The 19,612-nt window shown below is 66.9% G+C and carries 18 protein-coding genes and 1 pseudogene; 9 read left to right on the top strand and 10 right to left on the bottom strand.

The genetic code is table 11. The features are described from left to right. Positions 1 to 23 precede the first annotated feature (23 nt). Positions 24 to 2,405, top strand: coding sequence for a penicillin-binding protein 1C (gene pbpC / locus AC5P8Y_RS02655; RefSeq protein ID WP_111188341.1), 2,382 nt, complete (start codon positions 24 to 26; stop codon positions 2,403 to 2,405). Between the two features lie 72 nt (positions 2,406 to 2,477). On the opposite strand, the gene AC5P8Y_RS02650 is transcribed toward pbpC, so the two are convergent. Together AC5P8Y_RS02650 and AC5P8Y_RS02645 are read right to left on the bottom strand one after the other, a co-directional pair. Then, entirely contained in the window at positions 2,478 to 3,053 is a 576-nt protein-coding gene (locus tag AC5P8Y_RS02650; protein WP_005410647.1) for a ferritin-like domain-containing protein, read from the bottom strand. A 29-nt stretch (positions 3,054 to 3,082) separates the two neighbouring features. Beyond that, positions 3,083 to 3,565, bottom strand: a complete 483-nt coding sequence (locus AC5P8Y_RS02645; protein ID WP_005410646.1) for a peroxiredoxin — start codon at positions 3,563 to 3,565, stop codon at positions 3,083 to 3,085. A 260-nt stretch (positions 3,566 to 3,825) separates the two neighbouring features. Here AC5P8Y_RS02645 and AC5P8Y_RS02640 point away from each other — a divergent pair, with 260 nt between their 5' ends. Continuing rightward, entirely contained in the window at positions 3,826 to 4,719 is an 894-nt protein-coding gene (locus AC5P8Y_RS02640; RefSeq protein WP_005410645.1) for a DnaJ C-terminal domain-containing protein, read from the top strand. Positions 4,720 to 4,807: 88 nt separating this feature from the next. Here the strand turns inward: AC5P8Y_RS02640 and pilH are convergent, their stop codons facing one another. Together pilH and AC5P8Y_RS02630 are read right to left on the bottom strand one after the other, a co-directional pair. Beyond that, on the bottom strand, positions 4,808 to 5,179 hold the full coding sequence (gene pilH / locus AC5P8Y_RS02635) for a twitching motility response regulator PilH (RefSeq protein WP_005410644.1): 372 nt from the start codon (positions 5,177 to 5,179) through the stop codon (positions 4,808 to 4,810). Positions 5,180 to 5,267: 88 nt separating this feature from the next. After that, positions 5,268 to 6,263 (bottom strand): YhdH/YhfP family quinone oxidoreductase, encoded by a 996-nt coding sequence (locus tag AC5P8Y_RS02630; RefSeq protein ID WP_005410643.1) that lies wholly within the window; start codon positions 6,261 to 6,263, stop codon positions 5,268 to 5,270. Positions 6,264 to 6,416: 153 nt separating this feature from the next. Between AC5P8Y_RS02630 and hflK the strand changes: the two genes are divergently transcribed. The 5 genes from hflK (at position 6,417) to AC5P8Y_RS02605 (ending at position 11,199) form a co-directional block, all read left to right on the top strand. Further along, complete coding sequence (gene hflK / locus AC5P8Y_RS02625) at positions 6,417 to 7,550, top strand: FtsH protease activity modulator HflK (RefSeq protein WP_005414168.1); 1,134 nt, start codon at positions 6,417 to 6,419, stop codon at positions 7,548 to 7,550. Further along, on the top strand, positions 7,547 to 8,410 hold the full coding sequence (gene hflC / locus AC5P8Y_RS02620) for a protease modulator HflC (RefSeq protein ID WP_005414169.1): 864 nt from the start codon (positions 7,547 to 7,549) through the stop codon (positions 8,408 to 8,410). The genes hflK and hflC overlap by 4 nt, the downstream gene beginning before the upstream one ends. Before the next feature lie 68 nt (positions 8,411 to 8,478). Next, a complete protein-coding gene (locus AC5P8Y_RS02615) occupies positions 8,479 to 8,664 on the top strand; it encodes a DUF2065 domain-containing protein (RefSeq protein ID WP_005410640.1) in 186 nt (61 codons plus the stop codon). Positions 8,665 to 9,126: 462 nt separating this feature from the next. Continuing rightward, on the top strand, positions 9,127 to 10,419 hold the full coding sequence (locus tag AC5P8Y_RS02610) for an adenylosuccinate synthase (protein ID WP_005410639.1): 1,293 nt from the start codon (positions 9,127 to 9,129) through the stop codon (positions 10,417 to 10,419). A 117-nt stretch (positions 10,420 to 10,536) separates the two neighbouring features. Beyond that, a complete protein-coding gene (locus AC5P8Y_RS02605; protein ID WP_049430613.1) occupies positions 10,537 to 11,199 on the top strand; it encodes a hypothetical protein in 663 nt (220 codons plus the stop codon). On the opposite strand, the gene AC5P8Y_RS02600 is transcribed toward AC5P8Y_RS02605, so the two are convergent. Both AC5P8Y_RS02600 and AC5P8Y_RS02595 read right to left on the bottom strand, forming a co-directional pair. Next, positions 11,135 to 11,791, bottom strand: a complete 657-nt coding sequence (locus tag AC5P8Y_RS02600) for a M23 family metallopeptidase (protein WP_111109190.1) — start codon at positions 11,789 to 11,791, stop codon at positions 11,135 to 11,137. The two genes, AC5P8Y_RS02605 and AC5P8Y_RS02600, sit on opposite strands and share 65 nt — an antisense overlap. A 4-nt stretch (positions 11,792 to 11,795) precedes the next feature. Beyond that, complete coding sequence (locus AC5P8Y_RS02595) at positions 11,796 to 12,758, bottom strand: L,D-transpeptidase family protein (RefSeq protein WP_049430609.1); 963 nt, start codon at positions 12,756 to 12,758, stop codon at positions 11,796 to 11,798. A gap of 233 nt (positions 12,759 to 12,991) precedes the next feature. Here AC5P8Y_RS02595 and AC5P8Y_RS02590 point away from each other — a divergent pair, with 233 nt between their 5' ends. After that, a complete protein-coding gene (locus AC5P8Y_RS02590; RefSeq protein ID WP_005410635.1) occupies positions 12,992 to 15,118 on the top strand; it encodes a methyl-accepting chemotaxis protein in 2,127 nt (708 codons plus the stop codon). A gap of 89 nt (positions 15,119 to 15,207) precedes the next feature. Here AC5P8Y_RS02590 and AC5P8Y_RS02585 read toward each other — a convergent pair whose 3' ends face one another. Both AC5P8Y_RS02585 and AC5P8Y_RS02580 read right to left on the bottom strand, forming a co-directional pair. After that, positions 15,208 to 15,498, bottom strand: coding sequence for a hypothetical protein (locus AC5P8Y_RS02585; RefSeq protein ID WP_005410634.1), 291 nt, complete (start codon positions 15,496 to 15,498; stop codon positions 15,208 to 15,210). Between the two features lie 14 nt (positions 15,499 to 15,512). Then, complete coding sequence (locus AC5P8Y_RS02580) at positions 15,513 to 16,052, bottom strand: hypothetical protein (protein ID WP_049430607.1); 540 nt, start codon at positions 16,050 to 16,052, stop codon at positions 15,513 to 15,515. A gap of 140 nt (positions 16,053 to 16,192) precedes the next feature. Between AC5P8Y_RS02580 and AC5P8Y_RS02575 the strand changes: the two are divergent. Beyond that, positions 16,193 to 16,932, top strand: a pseudogene (locus AC5P8Y_RS02575) (alpha/beta fold hydrolase). A 9-nt stretch (positions 16,933 to 16,941) separates the two neighbouring features. On the opposite strand, the gene AC5P8Y_RS02570 reads toward AC5P8Y_RS02575, so the two are convergent. Both AC5P8Y_RS02570 and AC5P8Y_RS02565 read right to left on the bottom strand, forming a co-directional pair. Continuing rightward, positions 16,942 to 17,433, bottom strand: a complete 492-nt coding sequence (locus AC5P8Y_RS02570) for a hypothetical protein (RefSeq protein WP_049404556.1) — start codon at positions 17,431 to 17,433, stop codon at positions 16,942 to 16,944. A gap of 22 nt (positions 17,434 to 17,455) precedes the next feature. Further along, positions 17,456 to 19,546 carry a catalase gene (locus AC5P8Y_RS02565; protein ID WP_111188343.1) on the bottom strand — a complete coding sequence of 697 codons (2,091 nt, stop codon included), beginning with the start codon at positions 19,544 to 19,546 and terminating at the stop codon, positions 17,456 to 17,458. Positions 19,547 to 19,612: the final 66 nt, after the last annotated feature.

The following is a 19,612-nucleotide window of genomic DNA, read 5'->3' as shown; positions in this document are numbered from 1 at the left end:
AAGCTCCAATGCGGCACGCTGCAATGAAGAACACGATGACGACCCGGCTGGCGACCCTGCGCCGCCGGCTGCAGCCACTGTGGCCGTGGCTGCGCTGGGGTATGGCCGCCACGCTGGCACTGCTGCTGGTGCTGGATTTCGTCTTCCCGCCGCCGCTGCCGAAGCAACGCGATACCAGCACTCTGGTGGTGGCTGCCGATGGCACGCCGCTGCGTGCGTTCGCCGACGCCGAGGGCGTGTGGCGTTATCCGGCATCGACCGACAGCGTCTCGCCGCTGTACCTGCAGGCGCTGCTGACCTACGAAGACCGCTGGTTCTGGCGCCATCCGGGCATCAACCCGCTGGCGATCCTGCGTGCCAGTGGCCAGCTGCTGCGCGGTGGTCGCATCGTGTCCGGTGGCTCGACCCTGACCATGCAGGTCGCACGCATCCTCGATCCGCATACGCGCACGCCCTGGGGCAAGCTCAAGCAGATGCTGCGTGCGGTGCAGCTGGAAGTGCACCTGAGCAAGCAGCAGATCCTGGCCCTGTACCTGGAGCGCGCACCCTACGGCGGCACCATCGAGGGCGTGGAAGCGGCCAGCTGGGCCTACCTGGGCAAGCCGGCGGCGCAGCTGTCGCATGCCGAGGCCGCGTTGCTGGCGGTGCTGCCGCAGGCGCCGAGCCGGCTGCGCCCGGACCGCCATCCGGAAGCGGCGCAGAAGGCGCGCGACAAGGTGCTGTCACGCATGGCCGAGCTGGGCGCGTGGACAGCGGAAGAAGTGGAAGATGCGCGCATCGAGAACGTGGTCGCACGCTCGCTGCGGCCGCCGCTGCATGCCGCGTTGCTGGCACAGCGCCTGCACTCGGCGCATCCGGGCCAGGCACGCATCCAGAGCAGTATCGACATCGGCCTGCAGCGCACCCTGGAAGAACGCGTGGCCAGCTACTTCTCCACGCTGCCCGAGCGCACTTCGGCGGCCCTGCTGGTGGTCGACAACCAGACCCTGCAGGCGCGTGCCTATGTCGGCACGCTGGCGTTCGGTGACCGCCAGCGGCTCGGCCACGTGGACATGGTGCAGGCTTGGCGCTCGCCGGGTTCCACGCTCAAGCCGTTCCTGTATGCAATGGCGCTGGACGATGGCCTGATCCATTCGGAAAGCCTGCTGGTCGATGCGCCGCAGAGTTTCGGCAGCTACCGCCCCGGCAACTTCGACATGGCCTTCAATGGACCGATCGGCGCCTCCAGCGCGCTGCGGCTGTCACTCAACGTACCCTCGGTGGATCTGCTGCAGCGGGTCGGTCCGGCGCGCTTCGCCGCACGCCTGTCGCACTCCGGCATCCAGCTGCGCTTCCCGCCGGGCAGCACGCCCAACCTGTCGCTGATCCTGGGCGGCACCGGTGCGCGGCTGGAAGATCTGGTCGGTGCGTTCGCAGCGCTCAACCGCAACGGCATCGCCGGGCGCGTGCGCTACACCGATGACGAACCGATGATCGAGCGGCGCCTGGCCTCGCCGGGCGCCAGCTGGATCGTGCGCGAGATGCTGGAATCGAATCCGCGGCCGGGGTATAGCGTCGGGACGTTCGATGTCGGTGGCCGCCCGCGCGTGGCGTGGAAGACCGGCACCAGTTACGGGTACCGCGATGCGTGGGCGATCGGCAGCACCCGCCACTACACCGTGGGCGTGTGGGTGGGCCGGCCGGACGGCACACCGCTACCGGGCCAGTACGGCGCGGTGACCGCGCTGCCGCTGATGTTCGAGGTGGTGGACAGCCTGCCGCGCCAGCGCGGTGACTCGGCCGCTGCGCCGATGCCGGCCAGCGTCAGCCAGGAAGACATCTGCTGGCCGACCGGTGAGCGTGCCGAAGGCATGCCTGCTGCGCTCTGCCAGCGGCTGATGCCAGCCTATCTGCTGGAAGGGGCAGCACCACCAACCTTCCCCGAACGCGAGGCACGGCGCTGGCAACCGGGTCGGCAGCGCTACCTTGCCGATGCGCGTACCGGTCTGCGCGTGTCAGCCGATTGTCGCTTGCCGCACGAAGAAGTCGCGCGCGAGATCGCGCGCTGGCCAGCGTTGCTGTCGCCGTGGCTGTCCAAGGCCACGCGCGAAGCCTCGCAGCTGCCGGCGCTGTCGCCGGACTGCCGTGATGATGGCCGCGAGGCCAGCGTTGCGCTGCACATCGATGGGCTCAACGATGGCGCCACGCTGGCGCGCGCGCCGAATTCGGAACATGGCGTACGCCTGCAGCTGCGCGCGCTGGGCAGCGAGCAGGCGGTGGACTGGTTGCTCGATGGACGCTGGATCGCACAGACGCGCGGTGCGCAGCTGATGCAGCGCGAGTTCGCCGAGCCGGGCGCGCACACCTTGACCGCGCTGGCGGCCGATGGCGCTTGGACACAGGTAAGGTTCAACGTCCTGCGGTAGGTGCCAACCTTGGTTGGCACGTGATGAGTGCGCCCACCAGGGTGGGCATCTACCAAGGCGTATGCGGGGCCGCTATTCCCCGATCCACCCATCCAGCAGGTCGGCGAACTCGTCGGCGTGCTCTTCTTCCTGCGCCAGGATCTCTTCAAGGATGCGCTTGGTGGTGGTATCGCGGTCACCGATGAAGTTGATCATCTCGCGATAGCTGTCGATGGCGATGCGCTCGGCCACCAGGTTCTCGCGCACCATGTCGCGCAGGTCGCTGCCTTCCTTGTATTCGGCGTGCGAACGCGCGGTCAGCGTATCCGGGTTGAGATCCGGCTCGCCGCCCAGCTGGACGATGCGCTCGGCCAGCTTGCCGGCATGCGCCTGTTCCTGCTGTGCATGTTCCAGGAACTCGGCCTTGACCGCGTCGGCCAGCATGCCCTTGGCCATGAAGTAGTGCCGGTAGTAGCGCAGAACGCAGACGTACTCGGTGGCCAGTGCGTCGTTGAGCAGCTTGATCACCACCTCGCGGTCAGCGCTGTAGCTGTCTGTGATCGCGCCGTCTTCGAGGTTGCGGCGGGCGCGCTCGCGCAGGGTTGCGCGATCGCTGATGCCAGGAACGTTTGCGGCGGGCTTGCTGGCTTTGGCTGGCTTGCTGGACATGGCTGGCCGTTTCCTTCTGCGGTGGGGAATCAGGTGGGGAGATGCTCCAGCACGTACTCGGCCGAAGACACTTCGAACTGGCCGGGCTGTTCAACCCAGGCCTCTCGAACTACGCCGTCGTCGACGTACAGGGCAAAACGACGCGAGCGGATTCCCATGCCCGACGCGCTCGCATCAAGCTCCAGACCCAGGGCGCGGGTCAGCTCGGCATTGCCGTCGGACAGCATCAGAAGGCCGTCGGGCACGCTCTGGTCGGCGGCCCAGGCCTTCATCACGAACGGGTCGTTGACGGCCATGCAGTAGACGTCGATGCCGCGCTGGCGGAAGGCCTCGAACTTTTCGACGTAGCCGGGAAGGTGACGTGCCGAGCACGTCGGGGTGAACGCGCCGGGCACGGCGAACAGCACCACCTTGCGCGCATCGAACAACGAATGCGTATCAAGCGTTTCAATGCCCTCGCGGATGCGCTTGAGGGTCACTTCCGGAATGCGGTCGCCGACATGGATGGTCATGGGAACTCCTTGCTGGGGCAGGCTAGTGGGCCGGATGGGACAGGGGCGTCAAGACATTGGAAACCCGGTGTGCAGGCCCCATCTTCCGGCGTTGTGGCAGGGGCTTCCAGCCACAGCGTGGCGCACGGGGATGGCAGCCGCATTGCGCAGGATCAGTCGGCCTCACCGGGGCCGCACGAGGGGCGGCGTAGCCTCGCAGGCGCGTAGAATGAACCCGGGGCGGCGCCACCGGCGCGGCCGAAGCGAATCGAGGTAGCTGGATGGAATTCAAGGATTACTACGCCACCCTGGGGGTGGAACCGAGCGCGGGCGAGGCGGAGATCAAGACCGCCTACCGCCGGCTGGCACGCAAGTACCACCCGGACGTCAGCAAGGAGGCTGGGGCCGAAGACAAGTTCAAGGCGGTCAACGAGGCCTACGAGGCGCTGCGTGATCCGGAAAAGCGCGCGGCCTACGACCAGCTGCGCGCGCAGGGCTATCGCCCGGGCGAGGAGTTCAACGTGCCGCCGAACTACGGCGGCGCCGGTGGTTTCAATTTCGAGGAAGTGTTCGGTGGCGGCGGCCCCAACGGCGGCTTCAGCGACTTCTTCGAAAGCCTGTTCGCGCGCCAGCGCGGTGGAGCGGGCGCGGGGGCCGGTCCGGGCTTCAGCAGCCAGGGCCATGCGCCCAACCGCGATACCCGCGCCAAGCTGTCGGTGCCACTGGAAGCGGCCTACAGCGGCGACAGCCTGCGCATCACCGTCAACGGCAAGCAGCTGGACGTGCGCGTGCCCAAGGGCATCCGCCCGGGCCAGGTGATCCGCCTGGCAGGGCAGGGCAACCATGGCGGCAACCTGCTGCTGGAAGTGGAATACGCCGCCCACCCGCAGTTCGAGGTCGATGGCCGCAACATCCTCTATACGCTGCCGCTCACGCCGTGGCAGGCCGCGCTGGGCACCAGCATCAGCGTGCCGACCCTGGGCGGCGCGGTGGAACTGAAGATTCCGGCCGATTCCGATGCCGGCCGCAAGCTGCGCCTGCGCGGGCGTGGCCTGCCGGGCAACCCGGATGGCGACCAGATCGTCGAGATCGAGATCGTGGCCCCGGCTGCGACCGACGAGGCGCAGAAGAAGGCGTACCGCAATCTGGCCAAGGCGTTCGGCGAGACCATTTGAAGGTACTGCCGGCCGCTGGCCGGCAACTTCATTGCCCTGGACGGTGATGCGTGGTTGCCGGCCAGCGGCCGGCACTACCGCGCGCGTCTCAGCCCTGGCCCGCGAACACGCGCTCCAGCACCTCGGACAGCTCGTCCTCCGAGAACGGCTTGGTGATGTAGGCCTTGGCGCCCTGGCGCATGCCCCACATGCGGTCGGTGTCCTGGTCCTTGGTGGTCACCAGGATCACCGGGATATGCCGGGTCGCCTCGTCGCGGGCGAGGGTACGGGTGGCCTGGAAGCCGTTGAGGTTGGGCATCACCACGTCCATCAGGACCAGGTCGGGCAGCTCGGCCTTGGCGGTTTCGACCCCGGCGGCGCCATCGGTGGCGGTCAGGATCTGGTGCCCGAGCTTCTCGACGATGCGCTGTATCCCCAACAGCTGCGACGGTGAGTCGTCGACGATCAGAATGCGTGCCATGTTGTTCCCCATGTAATGCCCGCAGTGTAGTGCGGGCCCATTACCGGCGGGAGGGCCGCGTCTGCCGTCCGTCGCCTGCCTGCGACGTTCAGTCGATCCGCACCACGGTGCGACCCAGCGAACCGCCCGCCAGCATCCGTTCGAACACGGCAGGAAGGCCATCGAGGCCGACTTCGGCGGTGCAGATGCGGTCCAGGTGCTGCGGCTTCCAGTCACTCCCCAGCCGCGACCACACTTCCTCACGCAGTCCGCGTGGCGCATTGGCCGAGGACACGCCCAGCAGCGAGACACCGCGCAGGATGAACGGCATCACCGTCATGTCCAGCGTCGGACTGGCTGCCAGGCCGGCACTGACCACGCTGCCGTAGGGCACTGTCTGCGCCAGCAGGCTGGCCAGCATGTCGCCTCCGGCATTATCGAGGCCACCCCCGAAGCGGGCCGACTGCAGCGCGCCGGTGTCGGCCAGCGCGTCGCGCGGCAGTACCTCGGTGGCGCCGATGCTGCGCAGGAATCCTGCCTGGTCCGGCTTGCCACTGACCGCGTGCACGCTGTAGCCGGCACGGCTGAAGATGGACAGCGCCAGCGCACCGACACCGCCGCTGGCACCGGTGACCGCCAGCGGGCCGAGTTCCGGGGTCTGGCGGTTGTCCTGCATGCGCAGCAGGGCCAGCGCCGCAGTGAAGCCGGCGGTGCCCAGCACCATCGCCTCGCGTGGGGTCAGCCCGGCCGGCTGGGCGATCACCGCGCGCGATTCCAGCCGCACGTACTGGCTGTAGCCGCCGTCGCGTGTCTCGCTGAGGCCGCAGCCGGTGGCCAGCACCGCGTCGCCTTCACGCCAGTCCGGGTCGGTGCTGGCGACCACGGTGCCGGCCACATCGATGCCGCCCACCAGCGGGAAGCGGCGCAGGATCTTCCCCTTTCCAGTACCGGCCAGCGCGTCCTTGTAGTTGACCGAGGACCAGTGGGCGCGGATCAGCACCTGGCCGGGGTTGAGGTCGTCGACCCCGAGCCGGACCAGGCCGCTGCGGTAGCCGGCGTCGTCGTTTTCGATGCGGAAGGCGGTGAACGGGGTGGTGGGGGCCATCGGCGTTGCCTGACTTCGAGGAAAACGCCACCTTACCCCGTTGCCCCCCTTTCGATCCTGCCGATCCGCCCCATCTTGTATGATCGGTGATGGTTTCACGGCTGGCGGTGCGGGAAGGGCCCGCGCCGCAGCCCAAATCTTGATGGAGCGTGCATGGCCTGGAATACACCCGGCGGCAACAAGGGCGGACAAGGCCCCGAGGACAATCGACGCGGGCCGTTCGGGTCACGCGGCGGTGGCAATGGTGGTGGCTGGGGCGGTTTGCCCGGGCCGCTGAAGGACCTGTTCGACGGCGGCATCGTGCGTTGGGTGGTGGCAGCCGTGGTGCTGCTGGTGCTGTTCTCCAGCTTCCAGCTGATCGGCGAACAGCAGCGTGGCGTGGTGCTGCGCTTCGGCCAGTTCTCGCGCATCCTGCAGCCCGGCCCGAACTTCAAGCTGCCGTGGCCGATCGAATCGGTCACCAAGGTCAACGCCACCGAGATCAAGACCTTCTCGATCCAGGTGCCGGTGCTGACCCGCGACGAGAACATCGTCAACGTCTCGCTGAACGTCCAGTACCGCATCGACGACCCGCAGCAGTACCTGTTCGGCACCGTCGATGCCAACCAGGTGCTGGAGCAGTCGGCGCAGAGCGCCGTACGCGAGGAAGTCGGCCGCGCCGATCTCAACGCCGTGCTGAACAACCGTGGCCCGCTGGCCGTGGCCGCCGAGGAGCGCCTGCAGGCGCTGCTGAAGGCGTTCAAGACCGGCCTGACCGTGACCGGCCTGACCCTGCAGGATGCCCGTCCGCCGGAAGAAGTGAAGCCGGCCTTCGACGAGGTCAACGGTGCCCAGCAGGTCAAGGAACGCCTGATCAACGAAGCCCAGGCCTACGCCGCGAAGGTCGTGCCGGAAGCCCGGGGCCAGGCCTCGCGCGCCCGTACCACCGCCGAAGGCTACAAGCAGGCCGTGGTGTCCAAGGCCGAGGGTGACGCGCAGCGCTTCAGCCTGTTGCAGGCCCAGTACAAGGACGCCCCGGAAGTGACCCGCAAGCGCCTGTGGCTGGAGACCGTGCAGCAGGTACTGAGCGAGAACCGCAAGGTGATCGGTGGCGATGGCCGCCAGCTGATCTACGTGCCGATGACCGGCGATACCCGTCCGAGCACGTCGGCTCCGGCCGCAGTGGCCAACCCGGACGTGGTGATGCCGTCGCTGCCGGGTGCAGCGACGGAAGCTTCCCGTGATCCGGGCCGGCCGGTGGGCCGCCCGACCGGGCGACCGAGCGGCCGTGAGGAGGGCAGCCGATGAAGAGTCCTATCTGGATCGCCGTGATCGTGGCGGTGGTGCTGGGCCTGCTCGGCTCGGTGTACGTGGTCCGTGAGGACCAGACCGCCATGGTGCTGAACCTGGGCAAGGTGGTGCGTTCGGACATCAAGCCGGGCCTGCACTTCAAGGTGCCGGTGGTGGAAACGGTGAAGGTCTTCGACCGCCGCTTCCAGGTGCTCGACACCGCGCCGGCGCGCTACTTCACCGCCGAGCAGAAGGACGTCAGCGTCGACTTCTTCGCCATCGGCTACATTTCCAACGTGGGTGACTACTTCCGTGCCACCGGCGGCGATCCGCGCATCGCCAACGCCCGCCTGGCACCCATCATCACCGACTCGCTGCGCAACCAGATCAACTCGCGCACCCTGCAGCAGCTGGTCTCCGGCGACCGCAGCGAGCTGATCGCCGAGCAGCTGAAGGGGATCAACGAGGCGGTGGCCGGCCTGGGCATGCAGATGATCGACCTGCGCATCAAGCAGGTGGACCTGCCGACCGACAGCCAGGTGATCAACGATGTGTACGAGCGCATGCGTGCCCAGCGCAAGCAGGAAGCCGCAAAGCTGCGCGCGGAGGGCGAGGAGCAGTCGCTGACCATCCGCGCCCAGGCCGACCGTGACAGCACCGTGCTGATCGCCGAGGCCGAGCGTGATGCCCAGCGCCTGCGCGGTGAAGGCGATGCCGAGGCGGCCCGCATCTACGGCAAGGCCGGCTCGGCCGATCCGTCGTTCTATGCGTTCTACCGCAGCCTGGAGGCCTACCGTGGCTCCATGACCGACGGCAACGGCGTGATCGTGCTGGACAAGAACGACCCGTTCCTGCAGTACCTGAAGAACGACCGCTGAGGTCGCAGGGCAGTACCCCACGGGGCCCGGCCATATGCCGGGCCCCGTGCTTTTTCCGGAGTCCCCCCATGAAAGATCTGTTTGCCGCTGTCTGCCTGGTCGCGGTGCTGGAAGGCCTGTTCCTGTTCGTCGCCCCGTTCGCCTGGAAGCGCATGGCCGAGCGCCTGCTGGACCTGCCCAGCCCGGCCCTGCGCAGCTTCGGTGGGCTGGTGCTGCTGGCAGGCCTGAGCCTGCTGTGGTGGGCCCGCCACTAGCAGGGTAGTGCCGGCCGCTGGCCGGCAACCCGGGATTGCCGGCCAGCGGCCGGCACTACCGCCTGCGTTCACATGCGTGGCCCGGCTCTGGTGGATGCCAACCTTGGTTGGCATTGCCGGCCAGCGGCCGGCACTACCGGGCGGGGCAGCTGACCGACCTGCTCCTGCGTGGCCAGGCTCTGGTGGATGCCAACCTTGGTTGGCATTGCCGGCCAGTGGCCGGCACGACCGGGCGGGGCGGCTGACCGGCCGGTAAAGCCACCCGTCGGAAAGGTGGCACCCGACCCCGGAAACCCGGATAATGCACAAAAGCCGGACGGGCCTCCCCGTTCGGCTTTTTCCGTGTCTGGGCCTTCCATCGCCGGCCGCTCCCCGTTTGGAGCCGCCTTGCAGGTGCTGGCCAGCCCGCCACGGTTTACCCGTCCGCGGCCCCGATGGCCGCAACAAATCGAGGAGCCCGTCATGGGTCAGTCTGTCGTAGTGTTGGGTGCCCAGTGGGGCGATGAAGGCAAGGGCAAGATCGTCGATCTGCTCACTGAGGAAATCGGCGCTGTCGTGCGCTTCCAGGGCGGCCACAACGCCGGCCACACCCTGGTCATCAACGGCAAGAAGACCGTCCTGCACCTGATCCCGTCGGGCATCCTGCGTGACGACGCGCTGTGCCTGATCGGCAACGGCGTGGTGATCTCGCCGGCCGCGCTGCAGAAGGAAATCGCCGAGCTGGAAGCCTCCGGCGTGGAAGTGCGGTCGCGCCTGAAGATCTCCCCGGCCGCGCCGCTGATCATGCCGTACCACATCGCCCTGGACCAGGCGCGCGAGCGCGCTGCCGGTGGCAAGGCGATCGGCACCACCGGCCGTGGCATCGGCCCGGCCTACGAAGACAAGGTGGCGCGTCGCGGCATCCGCATCGCCGACCTGCATTACCCGAAGCAGCTGGAAGAACTGCTGCGCACCGCGCTGGATTACCACAACTTCGTGCTGACCAAGTATCTGAACACCGATGCGGTCGACTTCCAGAAGACCTTCGACGAAGCGCTGGCCTTCGGCGAATACGTGCAGCCGATGAAGTCCGACGTGGCCGGCATCCTGCACGACCTGCGCAAGCAGGGTAAGCGCGTGCTGTTCGAAGGCGCGCAGGGCGCGCTGCTGGACATCGACCACGGCACCTACCCGTACGTCACCAGCTCCAACACCACCGTCGGTGGCGCGCTGGCCGGTTCCGGCGTCGGCGCCGATTCGATCGACTACGTGCTGGGCATCGCCAAGGCTTACGCCACCCGCGTCGGCGGTGGCCCGTTCCCGACCGAGCTGGACGACGAAGTCGGCCAGGGCATCCGTGACCGCGGCGCCGAGTATGGTGCGTCGACCGGCCGTCCGCGTCGTTGTGGCTGGATGGACATCGTCGCGCTGAAGCGTGCCGTGGCCATCAACGGCATCAGCGGCCTGTGCATCACCAAGCTGGACGTGCTGGACGGCATGGAAAAGCTGAAGGTCTGCATCGCCTACGAATACAACGGCAAGCGCACCGAGTACGCGCCGCTGGACGCGCAGGGCTGGGAAGAGTGCACGCCGGTGTACCTGGAGTTCCCGGGCTGGAGCGAGAACACCCACGGCATCACCAACTGGGACGACCTGCCGCCGGCTGCGCGCGCCTACCTGCGTTCGCTGGAAGAGCTGGCCGGCTGCCCGATCAGCATCGTCTCCACCGGCCCGGACCGCGACCACACCATGGTCCTTCAGGATCCGTTTGCCTGAGGTAACGCCGGGCGCTGCCCGGCGTAGGTGACAGGAAAAGCCCCGCGCAAGCGGGGCTTTTTCGTTACTGTGTCAGCGGGGTCGGCGAGGAAGCAAAGCGATGACCAGGATGTCAGCGTGAAGGGCGAGACGGTCGTGCGGATCACTCTGTGGATGTTGTGGAGCCTGTGGGGCATCGCCTGCCTGGTACTGGTGCTGGGCGCGGCCGCCAATACCCTGGCTTCGCGCACGCAGACGGTGCCGTTGGTGCTGAGCCCTGGCGCAACCGCCCAGATCACCGTCTACCGCCTCATCGATGATCAACTGCGGCTGCGCCTGCGCTATGCCGCGGACGGTACGGAGGCTGACCCCGAGGTGCTGCTGCGCATCGAAACTCCGACCGATCATGGAGACTTCCGCGCAGGGGAGCGTTCGGGAGTGGCCGGGCAGGGCATCAATCGTGCGCTGGCTTCGGTTGAGTCCAGCGGCCTCATGGCGTCCTACTTCGGCTATGGCCGTGGCGACGCATTGCCACGCGGCCGCTCATGGGTGCGGGTAACCGTGCTGGAGGTGGACCCGGCGCTGGCCGATCGCGCGGCCACCGTCGAGCTGCAGCCGCCACTGGATCTGTTGAAGCTGACTGACCTGGATTATGTCTGGTTGTGGCCGTTCTTCTTCTGGAAAGTGGCGGCACTGCTCCTGTTGATTCCAGGAGCTGCCTTGGCGGTGTTCACGTTCACTTTGCGGCGCTGGCAGCACCGGGCTTCGAAGCAGGCGGATTCAGCAGTGGATACGGATTGATCGATTCGCCCTTCCACCACTGCTTCTCCGGCCCCAGCACGTGCACTTCAAAGTGCAGATGCGGAGCCTCGGCACTGGCGTTGCCGGTGCTGCCGACATAGCCGAGGACGTCTCCGCGCTTGATCACCTGCTTCTCCGCCAGGCCATCGGCGTAGCGCTGCAGATGCGCGTAGTAGTAGCACCAGCGGCCACTGGGCTCGAACTGGTAGATCGTCAGGCCACCGCGCTCGCTGTTGAACAGTTTTTCCACCGTGCCATCGGCCACTGCCAGCACCGGCGTACCGGCGGTGGCCATGATGTCGATGGCATCGTGCACGCGGCCTTCGCTGCGCGCATCGGTGAACGTGTCGCGCAGCTGGGAGGCCAGGACGCCCTGTACCGGCAGCAGCAGACCAGCTGGCGCGTCGGTGGCGTTGGACGGCGGCGCGGCCGTGGGAGCCGGGCCGTCCACGCGCGGCGTTGCAGCCGCAGCCACCGCAGGTTGCACTGCGGGCTGGGCAACCGCCACCGGCTCACCTGCATCGCGGTGCAGCCACCAGCCTGCACTCAGCCCCAGCAGAACGCCCACTACGATCAGCTGCGAAAGACGCATCGGCTCACTCCTGCATCACCACGGGGACGGAGGTATCCACCGCATCGGCCACGCGCAGCGCATCCCAGTTGGTCATGCGCACGCAGCCATGTGACTCGGTCTTGCCGACATGGCCGGGCTCGGGCGTGCCATGCAGGCCGTAGTGTGGCTTCGACAGATCGATCCAGACCCGGCCGACTGGATTGTTCGGGCCCGGCGGCAGTGTCGCCTTCTTTTCGCCCTTGCGCGCATCCCAGAACAGCTTGGGGTTGTAGTGAAACGGCGGGTCGCGATACACGCCCAGGATCTTCCATTCGCCGATCGGCAGCGGATCGTGCTGGCTGCCGGAGGAAACCGGCACCTGAGCGATCACCTTGCCCTGCGCATCCAGCAACTGCAGGCTGGAATCGGACTTGTCGACGACCACCTTGGCCGCCTTCGGTAGCGGCGATGGTGCGATATTGGGCACCTGGATGCGGTTGCCCGCCTTGCTCAGATCCACGCCCGGATTGAGCAGCTTCAACAGCTCAGGGGATGCGTGGAAGCGTTCGCCCAGCGACTCTTCGACGTTGTTGAAGCCCAGCGATTTCAGTTTGGCCTGTGCGGCGGGGCCCTTCGGCACCGCCTGGAACGGCCCGGCGACATCCTCGCTGGTCAGCGTGTAGCTGGCCAGGGGGGTGACCGTATCAGCCTGCAGGGCCTGCCAGGTCGCGTCGTCCAGTTCACCGGTGACGGTCAGGCCGTGCGCCGCCTGGAAACCCGACACCGCGCGCCGCTGGTTGCTGCCCACTTCACCGTCGATCTGGCCGGGCGAGAAATTCGCACGGTCCAGCAGCACCTGGGCATGCAGGGCGGAACGTGCTGCGATGTCCTGTCCGGCCTTCTCGGCGATGGGGGCGGGCAGTCCAGGGGGCGGTGCCTGCGCGAACGCCGGCGATGCCAGTAGCGAGAGAGCGAGCAGGGTGGATCGGTACACGGGTAATGGCATTGGGAACTCCAGCAGATGACGCCACCACCTTGCCTGCAGGCCGCGCCGAGCCACCGTGAAAGAGATCTGACGTCTGCATGAGCAGTCGGGTCGTTGCGCGACCGTCCCCGCGCGGGTGCCGCCGGCCAAGGGCTCACCAAGGTGAATGGTGCCCCACGCCATTGGCGGTTGGCGATCAAGATTGCCTGGCGGGCCGCCGATAACGCCACATCCCCCCCGTTTTGGATGTACCGATGAACTACTTGAGGAATGTCAGGGTTGCCTGGCGTCTTGGGCTGGGCTTTGGCCTGTTGCTGCTGTTGGTTGCGGCCGTGGTGGCCACCGGCGCCACCGCCAGTGTCGTGCAGAAGCGCGCGATGCAGCAGGTGGTCGATGTCAGCGTGGCCAAGGTGCGCCTGCTCTCGCAGATGCTCGATGCCAACAACCAGATGATGGTCGTTCGCCGCGAGATGCTGATCCGCCAGGGCGATGACCGTGGCCATGATGAGCAGCGCATCGCCGATCTGGTCAAGCGCTATGAGGCCAGTTGGACGGCCTACCAGGCGCTGCCCAGCGACGCCGAGGGCAAGGCCATTGCCGAGACCATCGCCGCCAAGCGTGCCATCGCGCGTCCGCTCAACAAGCAGACCAGCGAACTGATGGAGCAGGGCGACTACCCGGGCGCCGTGGCGCTGACCCTGGGCCCGGTGCAGGAAGCCGCCAACGGCTGGAACAAGGCGCTGTCCGATGGCGTGGACTTCGAAGAGAAGGAAAGCCGTGAGGCGGCCGCCGAGGCGATCCGCTTGGGCGAGCGCAGCCTGCTGCAGTTGCTGGTGCTGGGCGGCGTTGCACTGCTGGTCGGCATCGCCGCCTCGGTGATGATCGGCCGCAGCCTGACCGGCCCGCTGGCCCGCGCGGTGAACCTGGCCGAGCGCCTGTCCAGGGGCCAGCTGGATCAGGAGTTCCGCCTCGGCGGCCGTGACGAACTGACCCAGTTGGGCGAGGCGATGGCCAGCGTGCGCCAGAGTGTGCAGGCGGCGATCGGCGCGCAGCTGCAGATGGCCGAACAGCACGAGGCGGGTGCGATCCGTTACCGCATGGACGCCAGCGCCTTCCCCGGTGATTTCGGCCGCATGGTGCAGGCCACCAACAGCCTGGTCGAATCGCACGTGCAGGTGGAACTGCTGATGGCCGAAGTGATGCAGCGCTACGCCATCGGTGACCTCAGCCGCGACCTGCCGGACTACCCGGGCGAGAAGGGTACGCTGACCCGCACCCTGGCCGCAGTGAAGCAGAGCCTGATGGCGATCAACGCGCAGATCGATGCACTGGCCCGGGCCGCGCGCGCCGGTGATTTCAGCATGCGTGGCGATGCCGCTGCGTTCCAGTTCCAGTTCAAGGCGATGGTCGAGCATCTCAACGGCATGATGGCCAGTTCGCAGGCCAGCATTGCTGATGTCTCCGATGTGCTGCGTGCGATCTCGCACGGCGACCTGACTGCACGCATGGACGGCGAGTACGACGGTGTGTTCGCCCGCATGCGTGACGACGCCAACACCACCACCGCGCAGCTGACCGGCATCGTGCGTGGCATCCAGGTGGCCGCCGACAGCATCAACAACGCGGCGCAGGAACTGGCTGCCGGCAACAACGACCTGTCGCGCCGCACCGAGCAGCAGGCCGCCAACCTGGAAGAAGCCGCCGCATCGATGGAGGAACTGACCTCGACTGTGCGCCAGAATGCCGAGCTCGCTCGTCAGGCCGACAGTGAAGCGCACGCCGCCGGTGCCGCCGTACGCGAGACCGAGCAGGCGATGGCGCAGATGGCGTCGGTGATGGGTGAGATCGATCAGTCCTCGGCACGCATCTCGGAAATCTCCACCGTGATCGACGGCATCGCGTTCCAGACCAACATCCTGGCGCTGAATGCTGCGGTTGAAGCCGCGCGTGCAGGTGAGCAGGGCCGTGGTTTTGCCGTGGTCGCCAGCGAGGTACGCACGCTCGCACAGCGTGCCGGTGTCGCCGCCAAGGAGATCAAGGAGCTGATCGAAGACGCTGCTGCCAAGGTGAAGAGCGGCCTGGCGGTGACCGTTGAATCGGAAGCCGCGATCGCCCGCGTGGCCCAGGCCAGCTCGCGCACCACGCAGCTGATGAGCGACATCGCAGCGGCCAGCAAGGAACAGGCCGCCGGTATCGAGCAGGTCAACCAGGTGGTGGTGCAGATGGACCAGGTGACCCAGCAGAACGCTGCGCTGGTGGAAGAAGCCACTGCCGCCAGCCGCGCGCTGGAGGAACAGGCGCATGCGCTGACCACGTCGGTGGCGGTGTTCAAGGTGGAGCAGGGCGCGCGCATGCCCATCGTGCCTGCGCAGGCGGCGTAAGCAACCTGCGACTGGATGTTGGATGACGCCCTGCATGCGATGCCCCGCATGCAGGGCACCGCATGCACGCAACCGGTCGGTGCCGCTGGCTAGCGGCCGCGCGCGGCGCGTTCGATCAGCCAGCCGGCTGCGTACAGCAACAGCAGTGTTGGCGGAACCAGTACTGCATACGCGGTCGACCAGGGTTTGCCGTACAGCAGGCTGCCTGCGCCGATGGCATCGAGTGCAGCAGACTGCAGGGTGATGGGGAGCGACATCAGGATATAGGCCCCCTTCGGGTCCGCATCCGACTGCGCGCCGTGAACCAGCCATGCGGTCAACAGCAGGTAGACCACGCAAAGCGCAAGACCGGTCCAGCTCAGTAATCGCCGCATCTTCATCCGCACGCCTCCGTTCAACGGACGTCGAAGTGAGCCTGCAGAGGCAGGCTCACATTCCGCAGCAGATCCCTGACCACCACCTGCGCAGTCCACGTACCTTTCGGATCACTGGCCTCGGCCACGAACTTCAGGTCCAGGTTGGTCATGTACAACAGGGTTGGCGGGCCGGGCAGGGCAGCGGTGAAACAGGGAACATCGCGTTCGTCGATGCTGGTACTGCCGTCCGGGCGCAGCATGCGCAGATCGCAGTGCACCTTGGGCACGCGGTTCTCATCCAGTTGCGGGTTGGACAGGAATGTCAGCAGGAACAATTCACCGCCCGGGTGGACTTCGTCGGCCTGGGTAAAACCGGGAGTGGACTCTGGTGGGGTTTCCCACTTGGCCCGCCAGTCGGCATCGGAGGTGACCAGCAGCGATGCCGCAAAGCCACCGCTGGATTTCATGGCATCGGTCTCCGGCATCGCCTTGCCTGCCCCGTTTATCCAGCCATCGTTGGCGGAACTGTTCAGTGGCAGCATCATGACCATCATGGCCAGCGCGTAGGTCCATCGCATCAGAGGCTCTCCTTGGCAGCCGCGTCCCGCGGCAGAGCGGGCAGTATCGCTCAACCTTGACTGGCAAAGCAGCAGGAGAGCCGGAGCGAAAGTTCCGCTGCCTGCCGATGTGGGCGATGCTTGCCAGCAAAGGAGGTGACATGAGAATCGGGAGCGAGGAAAAGCCGGGCTGTGATTCAGCATCACCCACGCCGCAGCACGTGCTGATGCTGCCCGGGCTGGATGGCTCCGGCAGACTGTCGATCCCGTTTCTGTCAGCACTCCAGGCTCATGGGCTGACGACGCAGGCGATTACGCTGCCTGCGCAGGGAGGGCAGGATCACGCCACGCTGCCCAACGGCTGTGGTCGCAGCTGCCCGGCCATCCCTTCATCCTGCTTGCCGAGTCCTTCTCGGGCCCGTTGGCGGTTGAACTGGCCACGCGACAGCCCGCCGGGCTGCGCGGACTGGTGCTTGCCGCGACCTTTGCGCGTCGGCCGTTGCCATTGCCGGCAGCCAGCGCAGCCCTGCTGACGCCGGCCTGGCCTTTGCCTCCCGTGGCGTTGCTGGCGCGCCTGCTGCTGGGGCGGTGGCGCACCCGCGACCACGTATCGATGCTGCGCGATGCGCTGGCCCGGATTCCGGCGGCCACATTGCGGCGACGCGCCGCAGCGACCCTGCGCGTCGACGTACGCGCATTGCTGCCGGCAATCGACGTGCCGACGCTGTGCCTGCACGCGTGCCATGACCGCCTGCTGTGGCCGCCCAGCGTGGCAGAACTTCAGGCCTTTTTGCCGGATGCCCGGCATGTTTCGCTGGAAGGGCCGCATCTGCTGCTGCAGGCACGCGCTGACGCATCCGCGGCCGAAGTTGCAGCGTGGATGAGGACGCTGTCGCCCTGATCGAAGGACTCAGCCGCGCGCGCGGGTACGCGCGGCCTTCTTCGCCGCCACCTTGCGCACGGTCTTCTTCGCCGCACGTGTCTTCGCCGCCTTCTTCGCTGCAGCACTGCGCGAGGCGGCTGTACCGGCCTTCTTGGCCGCTGTCTTCTTTGCGGTTTTCTTTGTGGCTGTCTTGCGAGCCGGTGCCTTCTTTGCCGCCGCTTTCCTGGCTGTCGTCTTCTTCGCAGGGGCCTTCTTCGCCGCCGTCGTCTTGGTCGTGGCCTTCTTTGTGCCCGACTTTCTGGCAGGCGCCTTCTTGGCAGCCTTCTTGGTGGTCGCCTTCTTCGTACCCTTGCGCGCGCTGCCGCTACGCTTGCCACCACCATCCTGCTTGTTCACGGTCGCCCAGGCAATGCGCTCGGCCGTGCCTTCGCTGGCACCGCGCTCGCGCTCGCTTTCCTCGATGTGCTCGGCCTGGCGCTTCTGTTTATCGGAGTATGCGGATTTGTCACCACGGGGCATGACAGTTCTCCTGTTGCTGTAGTCAGGCCAGCAGGCGCAGCTTGGGTTCGCGCGCCCACTGGCGGGTGGCGGCCGCCGCCAGGAATGCCTTGGCGTCTTCCGCTTCGACGATGCCGGCGTCGTTGCCGACCCTTGCCGCCTTCAGCAGCGTCTGGCCGCCCGCATCGCTGGCGATGGCCTTCAGGTGCGCCCACGCCTGGCTGACGAATTCGATGGCTGCACTCTCTTTCGACAAGGCCTTCGCCGCTTCCGGGCTGAGCACCACGGCTACTGCATCGAACACGGCCGACGGGGTGCCCGCCAGTTGCCCATCCGCCGCCTGCAGCGCGCCATCGCTGAGCGTGGCGCCACCCACTCTGGGGGCGACCAGCTTCACATCCGCACCTGCTTTCCTGGCTGCCTTGCTCAGGCTGGCAATGATCCGGGCATCAGAACCCTCATCGAACAGGATGCCGATGCAGCGCCCTTGCAGGGTGGGTTTGTTGCGACCGATCACCCGTACTTCGGGGGCGGGGGGCATGTCCCGCACTGGAGTAGCGGTCGGCGCCGGGTCGGGCAGTGCAGGCAACGCCAGACCATCGGCCACGCGCTGCGCCAGTGAGTCATCGATGTTGCGCAGGTGACTGACGGTGCGTACCCGCACCTTCAGCGTTTCCACCTTGGACAACTCGAACACCAGCGCCGATGCCAGGTGCGCCTGCTCCGGCTTTTCGAGGCTGCGGAAAAACATGCGGGCCTGGCTGTAGTGGTCGGCGAAACTCTCCGCGCGGGTGCGACCCTTGCGGCCATCGTCGGCGCTGGCATGGCTGCGGAATCCGGCAGGCGTCTCGCGCGGGGTGTCCTCCTGCAGCGAACTGGGATCGTAGGCCACCCGGCCCTTGGGAACCTGCATCTGCATGTGGCCGTCGCGCTGATGATTGGCAAACGGGCACTTGGGCGCATTCACCGGGATCTGGTGGAAGTTCGGGCCGCCCAGGCGCAGCAGCTGGGTGTCCAGGTAGGAGAACAGGCGCCCCTGCAGCAGCGGGTCGTTGCTGAAGTCGATGCCCGGTGGCACGTTGGCCGGGCAGAAAGCCACCTGCTCGGTCTCGGCGAAGAAGTTGTCCGGCCAGCGGTCCAGCACCATGCGCCCGATGACCTGCAACGGCACCAGCGATTCGGGAATGATCTTGGTCGGGTCCAGATGATCGAACGGGAATGCGTCGGCGTCTTCTTCGGTGAACAACTGCACCGCCAGTTCCCATTCCGGGAAGTCGCCGCGCTGGATGGCCTCGAACAGGTCACGGCGATGGAAGTCATTGTCGGCCGACTGCAGCTTCAGCGCTTCGTCCCAGACCGTGGACTGGATACCCAGCTTGGGCCGCCAGTGGAACTTGACGAACGTTGACTCGCCGGCCTCGTTCAGCAGGCGGAAGCTGTGCACACCGAAGCCTTCGATCATCCGCAGCGAACGCGGTATGGCGCGGTCGCTCATCGCCCACATGATCATGTGCATCGATTCGGGCATCAGCGAAATGAAGTCCCAGAACGTGTCATGGGCCGACGCGGCCTGCGGGAAGGCACGGTCCGGTTCCATCTTCACCGCGTGCACCAGGTCCGGGAATTTCATGGCGTCCTGGATGAAGAACACCGGCATGTTGTTGCCGACCAGGTCCCAGTTGCCCTCCCTGGTATAGAACTTCACCGCGAAGCCGCGCACGTCGCGCGGGGTGTCCACTGAACCTGCGCCACCGGCCACGGTCGAGAAGCGGGTGAACACGGGTGTCTTCATGCCAACCTCGGTCAGGATGCGCGCGCGGGTATGCGCCTTCAGTGATCGGGTCAACTCGAAGTAGCCATGCGCAGCGCTGCCGCGGGCGTGCACGATGCGCTCGGGAATGCGCTCATGGTCGAAGTGGGTGATCTTCTCGCGCAGGATGAAGTCCTCCAGCAGCGTAGGCCCCCGAGGTCCCTGCCGCAGGGAGTTCTGGTTGTCTGCCACCGGGATGCCCTGATCGGTGGTCATCGCCGGATGACTGCCCCCGGCCTGCTGGTGCAGTTCATCGCCGCTGCCGCGGTGGTGGTTCTCGGCGTGGGTGGTTGCGCGCTTGCCGGTCGGCTTGCTGGCGGCCATTGACGTTGGCTCCGGATGCTCAAAGAGAACCACGACACTGGAACCGGGCCCGTTAAACCGAGGTCC

The organism is Stenotrophomonas sp. YJH_SMC_12-1 (assembly GCF_059370935.1).
This window is presented reverse-complemented; position numbering and strand designations above follow the sequence as displayed.